General features: G+C 70.2%; 11 protein-coding genes. 6 read left to right on the top strand and 5 right to left on the bottom strand.

The genetic code is table 11. The features are described 5' to 3' along the window. Positions 1 to 252: 252 nt before the first annotated feature. Together CAP_RS12085 and CAP_RS52200 are read right to left on the bottom strand one after the other, a co-directional pair. Positions 253 to 1,941, bottom strand: coding sequence for a cytochrome c family protein (locus CAP_RS12085; protein ID WP_044240031.1), 1,689 nt, complete (start codon positions 1,939 to 1,941; stop codon positions 253 to 255). 57 nt (positions 1,942 to 1,998) lie between these two features. Beyond that, a complete protein-coding gene (locus tag CAP_RS52200; RefSeq protein WP_231511356.1) occupies positions 1,999 to 3,726 on the bottom strand; it encodes an MlaD family protein in 1,728 nt (575 codons plus the stop codon). Positions 3,727 to 3,861: 135 nt separating this feature from the next. Here CAP_RS52200 and CAP_RS12070 point away from each other — a divergent pair, with 135 nt between their 5' ends. Together CAP_RS12070 and CAP_RS12065 are read left to right on the top strand one after the other, a co-directional pair. Next, positions 3,862 to 5,295: a tetratricopeptide repeat protein gene (locus CAP_RS12070; protein WP_044240029.1), complete on the top strand. Its 1,434-nt coding sequence runs from the start codon at positions 3,862 to 3,864 to the stop codon at positions 5,293 to 5,295. An 18-nt stretch (positions 5,296 to 5,313) separates the two neighbouring features. Beyond that, positions 5,314 to 6,693, top strand: coding sequence for a CAP domain-containing protein (locus CAP_RS12065; RefSeq protein ID WP_081864803.1), 1,380 nt, complete (start codon positions 5,314 to 5,316; stop codon positions 6,691 to 6,693). A 151-nt stretch (positions 6,694 to 6,844) separates the two neighbouring features. Here the strand turns inward: CAP_RS12065 and CAP_RS12060 are convergent, their stop codons facing one another. Continuing rightward, entirely contained in the window at positions 6,845 to 8,140 is a 1,296-nt protein-coding gene (locus tag CAP_RS12060; protein WP_197041139.1) for a hypothetical protein, read from the bottom strand. 627 nt (positions 8,141 to 8,767) lie between these two features. Here CAP_RS12060 and CAP_RS12055 point away from each other — a divergent pair. From CAP_RS12055 to CAP_RS12035, 4 genes are all read left to right on the top strand, one after another. Next, positions 8,768 to 9,481 carry a hypothetical protein gene (locus CAP_RS12055; protein WP_044240023.1) on the top strand — a complete coding sequence of 238 codons (714 nt, stop codon included), beginning with the start codon at positions 8,768 to 8,770 and terminating at the stop codon, positions 9,479 to 9,481. 251 nt (positions 9,482 to 9,732) lie between these two features. Beyond that, the gene (locus CAP_RS12050) at positions 9,733 to 10,893 is read left to right on the top strand and encodes an AAA family ATPase (RefSeq protein WP_197041138.1); all 1,161 of its coding nucleotides are present in this window, start codon (positions 9,733 to 9,735) and stop codon (positions 10,891 to 10,893) included. Positions 10,894 to 11,885: 992 nt separating this feature from the next. After that, the gene (locus CAP_RS12040; RefSeq protein WP_044240014.1) at positions 11,886 to 12,086 is read left to right on the top strand and encodes a hypothetical protein; all 201 of its coding nucleotides are present in this window, start codon (positions 11,886 to 11,888) and stop codon (positions 12,084 to 12,086) included. A gap of 2 nt (positions 12,087 to 12,088) precedes the next feature. Then, positions 12,089 to 13,684, top strand: coding sequence for a DUF262 domain-containing protein (locus tag CAP_RS12035; RefSeq protein WP_044240011.1), 1,596 nt, complete (start codon positions 12,089 to 12,091; stop codon positions 13,682 to 13,684). A 135-nt stretch (positions 13,685 to 13,819) separates the two neighbouring features. On the opposite strand, the gene CAP_RS44330 is transcribed toward CAP_RS12035, so the two are convergent. Next, the gene (locus CAP_RS44330) at positions 13,820 to 15,109 is read right to left on the bottom strand and encodes a glycoside hydrolase family 5 protein (RefSeq protein ID WP_052374896.1); all 1,290 of its coding nucleotides are present in this window, start codon (positions 15,107 to 15,109) and stop codon (positions 13,820 to 13,822) included. Positions 15,110 to 15,244: 135 nt separating this feature from the next. Beyond that, positions 15,245 to 18,202 carry a DUF2169 family type VI secretion system accessory protein gene (locus CAP_RS12020; protein WP_044240006.1) on the bottom strand — a complete coding sequence of 986 codons (2,958 nt, stop codon included), beginning with the start codon at positions 18,200 to 18,202 and terminating at the stop codon, positions 15,245 to 15,247. Positions 18,203 to 18,268: the final 66 nt, after the last annotated feature.

Raw genomic sequence — 18,268 nt, 5'->3', positions numbered from 1 at the left:
CGTGAGCCACGGCCCAGAGACATGCAGCCCCCTGAGGCCTCCCAGGCTCACCACCCGCGAGATCTTGAGGCTTTTCCCCCTCACCCGAGGCCCGCTGCCGCCGCTCCCTGGTCCGTCCCCATCCGCTGAACACGGGCCGACGTCCCCTGAACACCGCACCAGGAAGGGCCCCACCGCGAAGCGCCTTCCGCGCCGCCAGCGCCGCCAGCGCCGTCTGCGCCCCCCTCCGGGCGCCACGCGGAACGTCCAGGGTCACTCCATCCCGTGCCCCGGCCCCAGCACGAGCCTCATCTTCGCCACCGCGTCGAACCCCTCCACGTGCGGCGGGTGATGGCACTGGCTCACGCAGCTCTCCGGCTTCGGCGAGAGCACGATGAGGTCCGCCTTCCCGGGGCTCTTCGCGTGCAGCGATCCGGGCCCGTGACACTCCTCGCACTGCACGTTCTTGAGCTTCTCGTTGTGCGTCACCGTCGACCCGGCGGGCTTGCCGTAGCCGGTCACGTGGCAGCTCACGCAGTCGAGGTTGAACTCCTTGAAGTCGTGCTCCAGCGTCGCGTACGCGCGCGCGTGCGCCGTCTTGTCCCAGACCTTCCGCTCCTCGTCGTGGCACGACGTGCAGGCCTCGATCCCGATGTACTCCGCCTGCCCCTTCGCGGCGGGCTCCGGCAGCCGGTCCTTGAACGCCTCCTTGTTATGGACGTTCACGCGCTTGTAGTAGCCGAGCATCAGGTCGGCGACCGACTTCTCGCTCCCGTACTTCTCCCGGACCTCCACCGACGAGTACCGGAAGAAGCTCCCCTGCACCGCCTTCTGCTCCCCCTCCACCTTCTCCTTCTCGGCGCGCAGCCGCGCGAGGTCCGCCTTCCGCGCCGCGATGTCCTTCGGCGACGCGCTCTTGTCGGCCTCCCAGGAGTTGATCCGGTTCTCCAGCTCCCGGATCCGGCCTGAGAGGAGCATCAGCTCCTCTGCCTTCGCCACCCCGCCCGCGTCCGCGAAGGTGATCTTCTGACCCTCGCGCGCCTGCCCTGCCGCCTCGCGCACGAACAGATCCACCACCCCCACGCTCTGCAGGTGGTTCGCCGACTCCGCCACCAGCGTCGTGCCGATCAGCATCGGCGGCTTCGGCGCGTCGTTCGTCTCTCCCCCCTCCACGGGCTTGCCGAGCAGGAGCACGTGCAGCTCCGGGATCTCGTCCACGAGCCGCAGCGCCTCGCCCCGCGGCAGCGCCGCGAGCCCCACCAGGATCACCGCCCCCTGCCGCTTCACCGCCTCCACCCCGGCCTTCATCGCCGCGAGCGACGGGCTCGTCGTCACCCCCGCGGGATAGGCGCCGCCGCGATCCTTGGGGTCGCTCACCCCCACCACGCCGACCTTCACCCCGCCCACCTCGCGCACCAGCGTCCCGGCCACGCCCGCGTTGCCAGCGTTCCCGGCGCCTGCCGCAGCTCCCGCAGCTCCCGCCACGTTCCCCGCGAGGAGGGCCGCCCCCGACATCTCCTGGTAACGCCCGAGCGCCTCCGCGCCCCCTGCCCAGTCGTTCGCGCCGGGCGCCCATGCGGTGAGGCCGATGTCCTTCGCCGCCTGCGCCAGCGCCTCCGCCTTCCACCCGTCCTGCGTCACGGCGTCGGGTTCGAGCTTCGGGTCCATGAAGAAGAGCGGACCTGCGCCCAGCACCAGGCTGTGCGGCGCCTCCGTCTTCTGCCCCGCGATGTACGCGGCGAGGTGGTCCACGCCCCCGAGCTGATCCTTCGTGCACCCGCAGGGCTCCATCGCGCCCGCCAGGGTGCTGACCAGGTAGAGCCGCAGCGTCGGCTTCTGATCCGCCGCATCCGCGCTCGCGGGGGGCGTGGTGGTGCTCGACTGACACCCCTGACACGCAGCGACACTTGCGGCTGCAGCGACCGCGAACACCAGAGCGGCAGAGGTCAGCGAACGCCTCATGCCCCGGCCTATAGCACGGAGATCCGCGACGCGGGGCGCGAGCCCTCTTCTCGCCGGCTAGAGCCCCGCGGGTGCGAACGGCAGGATGGTCTTCAGGTCCTGGTCGTTGAACCTGAGCTGCAGACCCACGAAGTAGTCGCGCCGATCGGCGTTGAGGATGTCGTCGACGCCACCGAGCAGCCAGAGCTTCCGGATGAACTCGTACGACACCGCGATGCGCCACCGCGGCGACAGCTCCTCGCCGAACCCGAACAGATCTTGCCGCAGCTCGAACCGATCATCGAGCAGGTGCAGGTCGAGGCCGATGCCGCCCGTGGACTCCCTGAGCCCGAACCTGCCCGTGAACGGCCCCATCCGCTTCGCGAACTGGAACGAGAACCGGAAGGCGTTGGTGGTCACCGTCCGCACCTCGCGGTAGTGCGCCGGCTCGTTCGGGTTCGTCGTGTCGACGTCGACCTGCTCGAACGAGGTCAGCCCGCGCGGGTCGTTCACCAGCTCGATGACGTAGTATTTGTCCTCGCTCGGCTGGAGCCGCAGCTCCACGTAGCTCTTGATGGTGTTCGCCAGGAAGTTGTAGTCCGTCCTGAGCCCGACCACCGTCTGCAGCCGCCCGATCCCGCCCACGAGGTCGCCGATGGTGTCGACGGCGTTCTCCACCTCGTTGATGAGCGCCTCGTCCTTGCTCAACCGCCCGATCGTGCCCTCGCCCCGGTCGATGCGCGCCGCCACGTTGTCCGCGTGCTGCAGCGTCGACTCCAGGCTCGCACTGGCCCGCTCGATCCGCTCCACGGTCCGGCGCAGCTCTCCGGCCTGACGGCCCTGCGCCACCGGCTCGACCTGCGCCACCCGCCCGGGCCCCACACCCACGCCCGGCTGTCCTGCCTGCGCTCCCTGTCCCGCCTGCGCCCCCTGTCCCGCCTGCGCTCCCTGTCCCGCCTGCGCCCCCTGCCCCGCCTGGCCCACCCGACCCGGCGCCTGCGCCACGCCTGCCGGTCCCACCTGACCCGGAGCCAACCCCGCTCCCGGCTGCTGTCCCGACGTGCCCGGCGCACCCGACGTTCCCGGAGCCCCCGGCTGTCCTGCCGCTCCTGGAAGCCCGGGCAACCCTGCGAGCTGCGGCGCGTCGCCGGCCGCCGTCATCGCCCGCACGTCGCGCGTCACCTGGTTCACGTTCTCGAGGATCTCCTTGATCCTCGGCGCCGCGTCCCCGGTGATGGCGTTGATGTTGTTGATGGTCTGGGTGACCCCGAGCCGGTTCTCGCGAACCGTCTTGTTCAGCTCATCGGTGACCTCGGCCAGGTTCTTGAGGATCTCGCTGATCTGCGCCTGACCCGAGTCCGAACCCACCGTGTTGCGCAGCGTCTCCGTGACCGACTTGACGTCCTTCAGGATGTCCGCGATCTGGTTCTGGAGCGACTGGATGTTCGGCTCTTCGACGTAGTGGGTGATCTGCCCCTGATCCGGCAGCTTCGGCTTCCCCTCGGTCCCCGGGGTGAGCACGATGAACGACTCGCCGATGAGGCTCGTGGCCTTCTTGCCGATCGCCGCGTCCTCGTAGAGCGGGATCTCGGGGTTCATCTTGATGTCGACCCGCGCCTCGCCGTTCTGAAGCGAGATCCGGTCGACCACCCCGACCTGGATGCCCGAGATCATCACCCGCGACTTCGGCGCCACGCCCGTGATGTCGGGGAACGTCGCCCAGACCCGGTAGCCCCCCTCGGTGCCGGCCTCCCGAGAAATGAACTTGAAGCCCCCGTAGGCCGCGCCCGCAAGGGCGATGGTCATCAATCCAACCTTCGCGGCCTTGGTGACATCCGCCATCGTTAAGCTCGGCCACGGTAGCACAGGGCGCCGACGCACCGCCTCTTTCTTGGGCCCCCCCTCCGGGCCCGCCTCCCCCCGCCTCCCGAGCGGGCGCGGATGCTCGAAACCTGCTACCCCGGAGACATGCGGGCGATCTTCATGGCAGCGCTCGTGGCCCTCGGCCTCGGTGCGACGGCGTGTTCCAGCGGACACGCCATGCGCCCCGCCCCGTCGGCCCCGAACGCCGATGCCACCCCCCTCGCGGCAGCCCCCTCGTGGGTCCCGCCCTACACCGCGGCCCAGCAGGCGCTCCTCACCCCTCCGGACACCCCGCTCCAGGCCAGGGCACCCCGCGTCTTCCCCGACCTCACCCGCTTCGGCTACGCCGGCGATCACCGCATGGAGGACCCCGAAGAGAGCCTCCACTTCACGCGCATGGTCGTCACCGTCATCGACGAATCCCCGCGCCTCTACGTGATCATGGAGGCCGCCCCGGAGCTCTCCAACACCGTCATCCAGTACGGCCCCACGGGCCCCCAGGAGTCCGACGAGTGGCAGCTCCTGCAGCGCGACGACCACGGCGTCGGCCGCCTCTCTCCGGTCCCCGACGGCACCAAGATCCGGGCCGCCCACACCCGCGGCGAGGACCTCCTCCGCGCCGGCAACGCCACCGCTGCCCGCGCCGCGTTCGAGGAGGCGACCACCCAGGCGCCCCGCCACCCCGCCGCGCACATCGGCCTTGCCCGCGCCCTCGTCGCCACCGGCGCGCTCGGCCCCGCGGAGCAGAGCTACCAGCGCGCCCTCGCCATCGACCCCACGCTCGCCAGCGCCCACACCGGCCTCGCCGAGCTGGCCGAGCGCAAGGGCGACGTCGCCGCCGCCCGCCGCCACATCGCCGAGGCCCTCGCTTACCACCCGCGCTCGCGCAACGCCTGGACCGTCGCCGGCCGCCTCACCCCTGGCGGCGCCGGCCAGGGCCGCATCGACCCCTTTCGCATCTTCCTCGACGTCGACAGCGCCGGCGCCATCCACGTCGGCTCCGCGCCGAGCGGCCCCGCCCAGGTCTACGCCGGCTGCCGCGCCGTCCTCCGCTACGAGCCCGAGGTGCGCGCCGAGATCTTCAAGCAACCCGAGAGCACGCCCTACTACCTGACCATCGTCGAGGAAGTCGTCTGCCTCGAAGCCGCCATCGGCGCCTACCTCATCGAGCAGGCCAAGGCCGCCGAGGAAGCCGACGACCCCACGACGCCGCGCCCTCCCGCGAGCTCCGCCGAGCCCGATCCGCAGATCGAGGCCCTCGCCCGCATCGCCCACGAGGAGGGCCTCACCGGCTACGCCATGTTCGAGATCCTCGGCGCCCACCGCCCCGAGCGCGCGCGCGGCGCCCCCCAACCGCTGCACGAGTCCATCGTCCGTTACGTCGAGCGCCACATCCTCTCCCAGGACGAGCCCTCCACCGACGGCCTTTACCAGACCCGCGCGCCGAACCGCGCGCCGAACCACGTCAGCGAACCGCGCCGCCCCCGCACGCACCTCCACGCCGCCCTCTGACTCACTCTGCTGCGCCGCATGCCGAAGCCCACGAGCGCTGCGCCTCGCCTGCGAAACCCGAGGGAACTCGCCCTCTGCGCGCTGATCCTCACCGGGTGCGCCAGCGAAGTCCTGCCGCCCGTCGACGCCAGCGATCCCTTCGCGGCCTCGCGGCCGCCCTTCGCTGCATCGCACGCCGCATCCCACGCCGCACCGTACGCGTCCGCCGGGGGACAGCCCTTTCCTGGAGCCGCGCCGCGAGCCGCGCCGCAACCGCCCGGCGCCACCCCCACGGGCGCCCCGTCCGCTGGCGCCCAGGGCCGTGGACCTCAACCCCCACCGCTGACCTGGCAACCCTCCACCCAGTCGCCCCAGCGCGCCGCCCCTTCCCCGCGTGACGCCGCCCTCCTCGGCCTCTGCGGCATCCCCGACGCCGCGCTCACCGAGGTCGCGCGCCGCAACGTCGAGCGCCAGATCCTCGGGCTCGACATCCTCGCCGCCGACGAGCTGCTCTTCACCCTGCGCGCCGCTGGCGACCCGCACCCCTGGCCCCGCGCCTGGTCCGTCGACGGAGGACCGCTCCCGGACGCCGACCTCACCCAGCGCTTCAGCGGCTGGCTCTCCGGCTGGCGCACCCTCGGCGAGCGCCGCTGCGGCGCCTCCCGCGACACCCGCCCCGACGGCTCCGAAGTCGTCGCCGTGATCAGCATCGACGCCCTCGCCGACCTCGCCCCGCTCCCCACCACCGCCCGCGTGGGCCAGTGGCTCCGGCTCGACGGCGCCATGCTCGTCCCCGCGAGCGAGGTGAAGCTCGTCCTCCTCGGCCCCCGCGGCGAGCCCCGCACCCTGCCCGCCTCCCTCCACCAGGGCCGCATCCAGGGCACCTTCGCCGTCGACCAGCCAGGCACCTGGCTCGTGCAGATCCTGGCCACCGTCTCCACCGGCCCCCGCCCCGTGCTCGAAGCCATCGTGCACGCCGGCACCGCGCCGCCGACCACCTTCGTCCGCGCCACCGCCCCCGGCGAGGGCGCGGCGCAGGGCGCGCGCGACGACGCCGACGCCATGATCCGCATGATGAACGCCGCCCGCATCTCCGAGGGCAAGCCGCCGCTCACCCGCGACCCCGCCCTCGACGCCCTCGCCCTGGCCCACGCCGTGGCCATGCAGAAGGCCGGCTTCGTGGGCCACGACGTGGGCCAGGGCGACCCCTCGGCGCGCCTCGCCGCCGCAGGCTACGTGGCCCGCGTGGCCGGCGAGAACGTGGCCACCTCCGACCGCCCCGAGCACGCCCACCGCGCCATCTGGGCGAGCCCCTCCCACCGCGGCAACCTGCTCATGGGCGACTACCGCCGCGCCGGCGTGGGCGTGGTCCGCGACGCCACCGGCCGCGTCTGGGTCGCCGAGCTGTTCGCAGGGTGATGCGGGGCGACGTACCTCGGCGCTGGCACGCTGGCACGCTGGCACGCTGGCACGCTGGCACGCTGGCACGCTGGCACGCTGGCGCGCAGGCGCGCTGGCACGCTGGCACGCTGGCACGCTGGCACGCTGGCGCGCTGGCGCGGGGCAGCGCTCAGCCGCTCTGCATCACCCCACCGTTGATCATCACCCCTGTGAACGCGAACGCCCCGGAGGTCCATGCCGCGCCGGGTACGCAGCCCTCGGGCACGAGCGCGCGCGGGAGCACCGCCGCGAGCTGCACCCGCCCGCGCACCTTGCCCTGAGGGGGCGCAGCACCGCTCAGGTCGATGAACGTGTCGAGGACCACGCCACGAAGCGCCTCGTCCGGCATCGACAGCGCGAAGCGCACCCGCTCCACCCCGGCTGGTCTGTCGCTGACGAGGGTCTCGCCGGTCGGGCGCTTGCCGATCATGCTGCCGTCGCGCGCGTCGTCGCGCGCCTCCTCGCCGGTCACGCGCTCGCCGATCATGCGGAGGAGCGCCCCCGCGCCGGGCGCGTCGAGGAGGAGCTGAGCCAGGTGCTGCGCCTGGGGGCGAAGGGCATGCACGCCGAGGTGCGCCGTGCCGAGGCGCGTCACGTCGAGCACCACCAGCGTCGCGTCGCCGGGTGACGCCTGCGTCCAGAAGAAGCGCTGGAGATCCTCCGGGGTCTGCTCGCTCATGAGCAGCGCCTTGCGGACGGCCTTCTCCTTCCTCCGCATGAGCCCGCGCGGGGGCGCGAGTTCCGCGTCGAGCGCCGCGATGTCGGAGGCCGCGCCGGGCTCCAGCTTCAGCGCCTTCGCCACCTCCTGCCGGTGCTGGAGGCCCAACCAGCGCAGGCGCAGGGCGCGCAAGCTCGCGGAGGTCACCTCCTCGACCGCGACGACCCGCACCGCGAACTGGTCCACCGGCGGCTGCGCGGCGAGCCAGCGCGACGCCTCCGCCGCCTCCGCCGCGCCGGTCCACCAGCGCGCCGCGAAGTGCCAATCCATGGCCTTCTCCAGGTAGTCGGCGAGCGTCGCCCCCACGGTCGTCGCGTTCCCCTCCTCGCCCGCCCTCGCCACCATTACGCAGGCGCTGTCCACCGGCGCGTCCGCGTCGCGCACGAAGAACGCCGCGCCATCGGGGTGCTTGTCGAGGACCATGAAGGCCTTGCCCGGCGGGAACCCATACGCCGGATCCCCCTTGAGCCACGCCTTGCAGACCGGCACGAAGCCGCCCGCGTACCTGCCCTCCGTCGAGGTCCAGCGGACGTGCCAGTACCTCAGGCGCTCCAGGATCCCCCGCGCGTGCGCCGGCAGTTCGTGCGCCGGGGCCTGGTCGGGCGCGCTCACGCTGTCCGCCGTGACCCCACGGAGGTGGCGGGTCGCCCAGGTCATCAAGGTGTACCGCTCCACCAGGAGGCTGTCGCGTTCGGTGAGTTCGTTCATCGTGGAGGTCCCTGTCTGCGCTCCGGCAGCGCACCCCGACGCCGCGCGCCGCGCGCTGCGGTCAGCCGCTCCAAGGAGCCATTCCTCGACCGAGAGGTCTACCATGACGCCTTCCTGCCGCGGCATTGGCGCCGCCCGGGCAGGGTGCGACACCCCGGCGCTGCCCTGCCATGGCTCGGGCGCCTCACGGAGCGCGTGAACGGGAGCAGCAACGTTGCTGCCCACGCCATGGCTGTCCGACGGAGGGTGCGGAAACGGTGCGACACCGTCCGGTGGACGTCACCGGAGGTCGCAGCAACGCCGCCGCACCCTCCGTTGCAGTCCGACAGAGGTCGCAGCAACGCCGCCGCACCCTCCGGTGACGTCCACCGGACGCCCCGGAAACGCGGCTGCCCCCTCCTCGGAGATCGACCGGACCCCCGAGCGACGGAGCGCCAGTGGAGGAATTCCAGTCGTGCCACCTCTATCCTCCGAAAGCACGATGTAGGTGTGGAAATCTCTCTTGACGCTCCACGCACTCTTCCATCAGCTACGGACCGACCTCGTGCATGCCCATGGTGGGGATGCCGAAGGTCATGGCACGCAAGCAGCGATGCGATTGCAGTTAACCAGAGGAGGGTTTCCCCCATGTCCGTTCCGGTGATGAACACGACCGTGGATCGGTGCGAGCTGAAGAGTCTTCACACCTGCACGATGATCCACAAATTCGACCAGGTCCCCGCGCTGACCGGCCTCGCCGCCAGCCTGGAGGCCGCGACCACCAACCTGCTCGCGCGGCAGACCGCCTACACCGCGAAGACGAAGGCGCTCATCAAGCTCCGGGTGGAGGTGAGGTACACCGACCTCATCGCCGATCAGGGCGTGCGCATGTCCCTGCGGATGGCGGAGATCGCCGACGGAAAGCCCGGCGGGAGGGTCGCAAAGACCCTGTTCCCGAACGGGACGACGCCGATCATCCGGCCTATCGGCGGGACGCAGGTGAAGGAGATGCGTGGCCTCGAAGGCCGCTACAAGGAGGTGGAGGCGCTGTTCCCCGCCGCCCCCGACGAGCGGCTGAAGATCGAGGCGCTCCGCCAGCGCTACGAGGCCGCGCTGCAAGGCCGGCTGGTGGGGATGGAGGAGTGCGCGCAAGCCCGCGCCGCACGCAACCTGGCGAAGGAGGAGTTCCTCGACGTGTTCACCGAGGTCGCCAACCGCATCCGCGCCGCCTTCCCGCGCGACAAGAAGACGCAGGCGCTGTTCTTCCTGCGCGACAAGGCCGTGAGCGCGGTGGAAGAGGGCGAAGGTGAAGAGGACGAGGAGGTCGAGGAGGAGGGGGAGGCCACCGCAGAGGCGCGGTGAGGCGGGTGAGGCCAGGCTGACGGCGGATGGGCTGTCAGCAGAGAGGTGACCGCTGAGGGGGCGTGACGAGCGCCGAGGCAGTCACCCATGAGGGCCGGGAAAAGCGCGCAGGCCGCGCAGCTCCCGGCCTTTTTCTTTTCGAGGAGAAGTTCAGAGGACGCTGCATGCTCCTCGGGCGATAGGCTCGCGCCATGTCGCCCCCGACAGCCTTCTTCCTCTCTCGCTACCGCGCTTTCGCGGGCGAAGAGGTCTTGCCGCTGCGCCCCCTGACGCTGCTCTATGGGCGCAACAACGCCGGGAAGAACGCAGTCGCCCGGGCGCTTGCCATCTTCGGAGCTTCGCTGGCCGAGAACACCTCCAGCGCGCTCGTGATACCTCCCGAGATCCTCCGCGAAGGCAGCTTCAAGGACCTGGCCTGGCGAGGAGATGCGGGCGATTACTCTTTCGATCTCGGTCTGCGCTGGGATGCCGGACAGCTACGCGAGGCACGCTACACGCTGGACAGTGCATCGAGCCGGCCTGCTTACATCAAGGAGCTGCGCCTCAGAGACGAGGACGGCACAGAGCTGTGGGCGGGCGTCACGCCACCCGATCGGCCCATGCGTCCCCAGAGCGGTCATGTCGGCGAAGACGTGAGCTTCGAAGGGCTGTTGCCTCAGGATCCGAAGGTCCCCATCTTGCGGGAGCTGGCTGATCGACTCGCCGATCTCCAGGGTCGAATTCGGTGGCTGGGAGGGCTGCGAACGCGCCAGAGGCGCCTCATCGAACGTGGTGGAGGCGCCACCCTGAACCTGAATGCGGATGGATCCAATGCGGCCAGTTTTCTTATCGAACGCCCCCACCTGCTCGCAGACATCAAGGATTTCTATGCCGAGCTCACTCCGGCGCGTGACCTTGAAGTCAAAGAGGTGCTCAATCTCGGTCACCGCATCACCCTCAACCTGAAGAACCAGGCCACCTTCGACATCGATCTGGTGGACACCGGCGAGGGCATGGCCCAGGTGCTGCCCGTACTCGTCGCGGCGGCGCTCGCGAAGCACGAGGAACCTGGCGCCTTGCTCGTGGTCGAGGAACCCGAGAATCAGCTTCACCCTGACGCCCAAGCCCTCCTCGCGCGCCACCTGTGCCGCATCGCTGCACGGCCGGCGCCCCCAACGCTCGTCATGGAAACCCACAGCCAAGCGTTCTTGCTGGGGGTACAGCTCGCCGTGGCGAAGGGGCTGCTGCCGGCGGAACGGGTGGGGTTGGTGTGGGTGGATCAAGACGCGAACGGGCGCAGCACCATCACGTCCGTGGACCTGGAATCCTCGGGTCACCCGCGCGCAGGCTGGCCAGTGACGGCTCTGGCGACGGAGTTGCTCCTTGCGAGTGAACTCGCAGAGGTGAACCTCAAGCGTGCAGGTGACCCATGAGGCTCACCGTCGACCGCGCGCTCTTCGAGCCGGCATCGTCGGAAGAGGCTGCGGCACTTCTGGATCTCTTCATCACGGTCCAGCGCGCCGCCAGCGCGCTCCAGCAAGTCCCGCCCTTTCACGCGCTGCTCACTGATCCACTTTACAAACCCGTTGGCGACAATGGCCCTCTCGATCACTGGCTCGCGGCGCGGCCTCCCTCAGAGAGAGAGAGGCGTTCCGCACGGTTTTGAGGGCGGGTGCGCTGACCGATTCCAGGCGTTCTCATGGAGCGCAGCTTTCGGATTCACAGAGCCCCCGACGGTGGCACCTTGAGGGTTGGCTCAGCGTTCGCGTGGAGCGTCGGCCGGAGAGCGACTGGACAGCGCGCCGTCTGACCGCTGTCGACGCAGCCGAACTGCTTCATGAGCCAGTGCATCTGGTCCTTGAGAACGGGAGGACGGACCTCGACTTCGTGTGTTTGCTGGCGGGCACCACGAACGGCGACGTGCTGCGAAAACGCAAGGAGCAAGCTGCCGGGTTCTCCATCAACAGTGGTGGCGGTGGCGAAGTGAAGAAGTGGCTTGAGGAACTGACCCGAAGCCGACCATCGCCTTCACTCTGGCGCCGCATGTTGCGCGCCTGGGTGCTCTTCGATCAGGACACGAGCGACAAGGATGCGCGTGAGCCCTCCAGGAATGCCCTGGAGATCATGAACGTCTGCGAGAAGGTCGTCAGAACTCACGGGCGAGGACTCTCCTGGATAGGCCTGCGCCGGAGAGAGATCGAGTCCTACGTTCCTGACGAGGGACTCCTCAAGGAAGCGTTGCAGCATCAGCAGCCGTTCGTACGAAAGGTCATCGACTGGCGCGCCGACCCCAACCGAATGACATGGGCGTGGGCGCTGGACCTGAAGAAGGGCCTGCGCGGCGATCTCCGCGCAGACCTCCCCCCAGAGCACCCGCGATGGGCTCAAGAAGCGACCACCGGATCGAATTGCTCTCGCCGCCGAGATGCTCAAGCCTCCCTTCGACAGCCTCACACCCGACGAACTCACCCTGATGGAGAGTGGACTGTCGGACCGTCTGGCCGACGCCATCCGCGCAGTACCTGCCCGGGCGTGGTCCACCAATCTCCCTGCGGAGTACGACCGAGGCCCTGCTGATCAGGCGCCCAGGCTCGCCGTCGTGCAGTCCCTTCTGGATCGGGTGTAGCGATGGAACGAAAGATGTTCGACACGCCGGTGCTGCCCCGGCTGGAGACGATCCTGGCGGAGGTGAAGTCCGGGGACCTGGTCGTGCCGCAGTTCCAGCGGCCCTTCGTGTGGGATGACGACCGGCGCCTCAACCTGCTGGACAGCATTGTCCGAGGCATGCCCATCGGAAGCCTCCTGGTCTGGCGGACGAACAGGCGAGATCTGCTCTTCTACGACAAGATTGGCGGGATCCAGCTCGCGGGCCCGAGCAAGGGGAATGAGAAGGTCAATTACCTCATGGATGGCCACCAGCGCATCTCCACCCTGTTCGGCGCGCTGTATCCAGAAGATCGTGGGCCTTCCGAGGATGACCAGGTTCGCTGGCCCCTGTACTACGACCTCGCGGAGCAGGATCGTCCAGCATTCCGGCTGCCGCCGCGTCGGGGTACCCCACCCGCGCACTGGCTGCCTCTCAACATCCTGCTCGATGGTGACAAGCTGTTCGATTTCACCCAGCGTCTTCGCGCAAACGGCAAACGGGACCTCGCCAAGGATGCCGAGCGCCTGGCGAATATCTTCCGCGACTACATCATCCCGGTCGTGCCCATGGTGACCGAGGAGCTGGACACGGTCACGGATGCCTTCGTGCGCATCAACAGCCAGGGCAAAGGCATGAGCGAGGCCCACATGCTCCGGGCGCTCACCCACCTCGAAAGCATCGACACAGCCAGTCACTTCGAAGAGGTTCGAGAGCAGCTTGAGCCACTGGGCTGGGGGAACCTCGACGATCAGATCCTGGTCAATGTGCTCAAAGCACAGCTTGGCCTGGACGTGTATGCATCCAATGTGAGGGAGGTGCGCGACAGGCTCCGGGAGGATCCGGAGCCCCTGAAACGCCTCACGGGTGTGCTGTCGGAAGTCGTGACGTTCCTTGCCGAGATCGGAGTGCGCGGTCCCGGCGCACTCCCTTATGCCTATCAACTGGTCGCGCTGGCCGCACTGGCCGCGAAACTACCAGGCATCCTGGCGAAGCCAGAGGTTCAAGAGCTTCTAACCCACTGGTTCTGGGTCACGACTTACACAGAGCATTTTACGGGCATGACTGGCACCCAGATCCGGGATGCTATCCACCACATCGTGATGCTGGCGCAGGGCCACGACGCCGCCATGCAGGTCAACATCGTCGAGCCACTGACCCGTCTCCGGATGCCCTCGGTCCGTGCCCGTGGGTTTTTGCTCTTTCTGGCAGGTCTGCCCTCCGACAGAGAGGCACGCATGCGCCAGCAAAAAAGACTTGGAACTGGGGATTCCCAGGCCGTTCTCAGTCTCTTCCCTGCTCAGTCGCGGGCGCACCTGGGAAACCGCGTTATCGCTGATCCTTCTGAGCTAAAAGAAATCCGCAAAGCTCTCGACAGCGCTCACCTACCGCCGAAAACCATTGATGAATTCGGCATACCTGCCAGTGCATTGCGGGAGTTGCCGAACAGGGGAGCTTTTCTTGAGACACGAGCCCGGTGGCTCATCGACACGGAACGTGAATTCATCCGGTCCTTGGATCTCGTGGTGGCTGACGACGCCTGGTCTGATGACGAAGGGGACGATGATCGCTGGCGGTGAGGAGAAGGACCGAGGCACCCTCCGACAGTGAGCCGCGGACACGCGCACCTTCTGCAAGATGGGTGGTAGCGCCCGCGTCATCGACGCCAGGACAAGCTTCAGGCCTTGCCTCTGGTCGCCGGGCTCCCGCGAATCTCAGGGCCCCTGCGTCGCGGGCTGGATGGTCTTGAGGGCGTCGAGCAGGTCGGTGCTCGCGCTCGCGGCCCACGCGGTGTCGAGCACGCCGTAGCTGTCCTCGGCGCCGAACGTTCGACCCGTCCCACGCGCCTGGGTGCCGTTGAGGGACCAGTAGGCCCAGTCGATGTCCGCTTCGGTCAGGTACTGGCGGATCCCGGCGAACCAGAAGCCCTGGCCAACCGCGTCGGTGACGCAGGTGGCGCTGGTGTGGCAGGTGCCGAACTCGTTCACCCAGACCGGCGCCGTGTAGGCCTGGTCCTGCACCAGCAGGTAGCCCCACATGTTGCCGAGCGTCGTCTTCAGCTCGTCGTAGGTGGCCAGGTTCTCGTGGAACCATGCGTAGTCGTGCGCGGCATAGACGAGGCGGTCCTCGACGGCGAGCTGGACGGGGAGGTTGTACGGGCCGGAGAGGTCGGCCGAGTAGTTCAGGCCCTGCACGACAATGAGCAGGTCCGGGTTGATGCCGAGCACCGCGTTCCCTCCGCGCTGGGCCGCGGCGTGCCAGTCGAGCAGGGGGTCGCCGCCGCCCCAGACCGGCGTCTGACCGCCGGCGGGGCGCAGCTCGTTGCGCAGCTCGGCGGCGACGACGGCGGGCTGGTCGCGGTAGCGCTCGACGATGGCCGCCCAGTCCGCGAGCCAGCTCGCCTCCGGGTAGCCCGCCGTGTGCCAGAGGCCATTGCCGTCGGTGTCGCTGCAGCACCAGTCGGCGATGCTCACGTGGTTGTCCAGGATGACGACGAGGCCCTCGTGGGCCAGCGCCTCGATCACTGCATCGAAGACGTCGAGCGCGCGCCGGCCGCTGAGGTCGGGGTTCGCGGCGATGACCTCGTCGCTGATCACGGGGTTCAGCTCGAACATCTCGTTCGACCAGGGCAAGCGCACGGAGTTGAACCCCAGGGTGCGCACGAGCTTCGCGATGTCACGGCGGTCGGCGCGCTCCAGGCCGGCGGGAACGTAGTCCTTCTCCTCGGCCCCGTACCAGCTCACGCTGGCCAGCTTGAAGCGCTGGTCGTTGGCGTCGAGGATCCAGCGACCGCTGGTGTGGAGGGGCAGGGCGGGCAGCGGGACAGGGACATCGGTGCCCCCGGAGCCTCCGTCACCGCCTGCGCCTCCCCCACCGCCGTTCGCGCCCGTGCCGCCGCTCCCGCCATTGCCGGGCTCCGTGGTTCCGCTGGAGGTCGGATCCGAGGAACTCCCGGCCGCACAGCCGCAGAGCGCAAGAGCGAGGAGGACGCTTGAAGTTCGCATGGCTGGCCCGATGCTAGGCGAACGCCGGGACGACGACCACACTGTCCGCCACCTCGTCAGCCCAGGGTCCTCCACCTCGTCAGCCGAGGGTCCCGCGATGGGTCCCTGCTGGACGCGCGTGGCGCGGCCCTGGTGTCAGGGCTTCGCGGGCGAGGTCGGCGCCTTCGCGTTCCCGCGCTTCGCAGGCAGCCGCTTCCCGCCTCGCTTCTTCGATGCCTCGCGCGCCTCGCGCTTCTCCTTCTCCTCCAGCGCGCGCTTCGCCTCTTCCTTCGCCTGGCGATACCGCTCGGCGAGCTTCGGGTCGGCGCTCAGCCGCTTCCTGAAGGCCCGGTTCAGGCGCGTCCAGGCGGCGTGGTCCAGTCCGTGGGCCGCAAGCACGGCAGCCTCGTCGCTCGAGTGCTGCACCTCCACGCAGAGCGCTGCGTAGTCCTCGATGCGCATCGTCGGCTCCGGGGAGGCGGGCTTGCCAATGCCACCTGCATTCGCCAGGACCTGGTACACGGCGAGGGCGCGCTCGGCTCCCCCGGCGGCCCGCTCCTCGTGCAGGGCGCCGTCGCGGCGGCGGCGCCGGTCTCGCCAGGCGATCTCGGTCTTTCCGTGCCGGGAGAGGACCTCCGGGAGCAAGGCGCCCCCTTGCCAGACCTCGATCTGGATGACCGCGTCTTCCGCGAGTTCCGCTGCGCCAGGGAAGGCTTCCGGAGCTGCCTGCTGGGCTGTGGCCCCAGGCATGTTCGTCCACGCCTGGGTCGAGGGCGTGGTCCATCCTGCCAGGGCATTCGACGCTGACGAGGGGTGCACCCCTTGCCATTGCGGCGGGAGGCCGGCCATGACGGCATCCGGTTCCCGTGGGGCATTCGTTCCCTGCGCGCCGAGCGCGAGGCCTCCCAGTGGGCGTGAGGGCGCGGTCGGTGGGGGAGGCGTGGGCGCGAACGGGGTGACGGGCTGGAAAGGCAGCGCCGCGGCAGCGGGAGAGAAGTGCTCGGGGCCGAGGGTGATCGTCGCTCTCCGGGTCGGGGTGGGGGGGGGAGCGGTCAGGGCGCCCAGAGACGGTGGCACCGGGCCTGGGGGCAGCACCGAGGCGCCCGCGGGTTGCCCGGCGGACAGGGGTCCAGGCGCCGAGAATGGCAGGGCCGGGGCGGACCTGATGCCTGGCGCCAGGGTGATGGAGCGCCCCCGGTTCCTCGTGGAGGCGTAGGGTCCTGTGGTCGGTGAGGCCAGGGGTGAGGCCGGAGCGGGCGCCGATCCCTGCACCTGGGGCACCGGCGTCAGGGCCTGGAACGGCAACGCGGCGGACGGGGCGACAGGCACGAGGCCCGGCACACGCGTGATCTCTGCCCCTTGCTCTGCGGTACCTGGCGCAGGGTCGGCCTTGCGGGCGTCGGTGGGCGGGTGGCTCAGCGGGGAAGGCACGCTCGTGCCCTGAGCGCCACGCACCTGGGAGGGCGGCTTGAACGGCAACGCCGCGGCAGGCGCGATCGGAGGCGCGGGGGCGGCCGTGAGGTCTTGCGCGCCCGTCGAGGAAGGTGGCTTGAACGGCAACGCCGCGGCAGGCGCGATCGGAGGCGCGGGGGCGGCCGTGAGGTCTTGCGGGCGGCTCGGAGAGCTGGGAGAGGCCGAGAAGGGCGAGGGGCTGGAGAGCATGGGCATCTGCCCGGGTGGGAGCGTGGCTCTCTCCACACGCTTCGGCGGCGGTGGAGGCGCTGCCGCGATGACCGGGATACCGCGCGTCAGGGTCGCCTCTTCGTCACCTGCGTCGCCGCCTTCGTGCGGAGCGAGCATGCCTCGGGGAGGCACGTCGACGATGGGGGACGCCGTCGACCGCTGCAGGGTCACCGCAGCATCGTCCTCGGCCGCGTGGGTCATCATGGGCCCTGGCATCCGCCCTCGGGAGGGCGGGGGGGGCGCGATACGCGGGGGGGGCGGGACTGCGCGCGTGGACGAGGGCGTAGGGAGGACCGCCCCGACAGGCGCGCTCACCGGGGCGAGGCGCGTGCCGCGGGCCAGGGTCACCTCGCCGTCATCTTCGAGGGCGTGCTTGCCGGTGACGAGGAGCACGCTCTCCTCGGCGGTGTCCGGCACCGGGATCAGGCCGCGCCAGGTGAGGGCGCAGGTGCCCTCGTCCGCGTCGATCCAGAGGGTGTCGCAGCGGAGCCGGATGGCCCGGGGCTCCGCGTCCCCGACCTGGAGCAGGGCCTCCGGCGTCACGTCTGCGAGCATCGTGATGAGGCGCGGGTGGTCCGGGTGCAGGTGCTCGAGCAGGAGCGACATGCCAGGCGCGAGGTGGTCGAGGTGCTGGTCGGGCGGCGCGGCGTTGAAGTAGGCGGCGTCGAGGTGCTGGGGCAGCGCCTGCTCGGTCCAGCTCCCGGGTTCCCAGCCTTCCGGCTGGTCGTGGAGCTTCGCGGCGCGCTCGGGCCAGCGGGGGTCGATCGCGCCGAGGCCCACAGGCAGGACGGGCTGCGAGGTCTTCTGCAGCGCGGTGCCCGGGGGCAGCAGGTTCGGCGCTGGCCGAGATCCGTGCACGGGGACAGGCAGGCCGACGGGGACGCCGACAGGGTTCGTCGTCCTGGGGCCACCGGCGGCTCGCTCCCAGGTGAGGGGCAAGCAGGTGAAGGGGATCGGCGCGCCGAGCCGGCCGTCGGGCGTCCAGGTTCGGTCGCCGTGGACCTCGATGGCCTTGTCCACCGAGCCGATGGCCACGCGCACCCGGAGGCGGTCGACAGGGTGGCCGTGCGGCGCGTAGGCGTGGCCTCCGACGAGCACCTCGGGGCGGCGCTTGAAAGGGGCGAGGTCCGTGGGCACCCGGATGCTGCCCGGCGTCCCCGGCGTCCCCGGCGTCCCCGGCGTCCACTCCTGATCCACGGGGACGGGTGGAGGCTGCGCGGGGGCGACCGGCGAGGTGCCCGGCGCCAGCGCATAGGTGACCTTGCAGATCAGCGTGAGCGCGAAGGTCTGAGGGCGGGGGCGCCAGAGGAGCGTGGTGGCGGCCAGCGGGCCGTACGAGACCAGGCGCACCCGGGGCTCCCGAGGCCTGCCGAGCCTCGTGACGCCGAGCTGGGCGAGGCCCCCTGCCGGGCCCTCGACACGACGCACCATGGGCCGAGTCTATCCCCGAAGGCTCCCGCGCGGATGCCCGAGTGACGACGACCGTCGGCGGACATG

The sequence above is a fragment of the Chondromyces apiculatus DSM 436 genome (assembly GCF_000601485.1).
GTDB classification, from domain to species: domain Bacteria; phylum Myxococcota_A; class Polyangia; order Polyangiales; family Polyangiaceae; genus Chondromyces; species Chondromyces apiculatus.
This window is presented reverse-complemented; position numbering and strand designations above follow the sequence as displayed.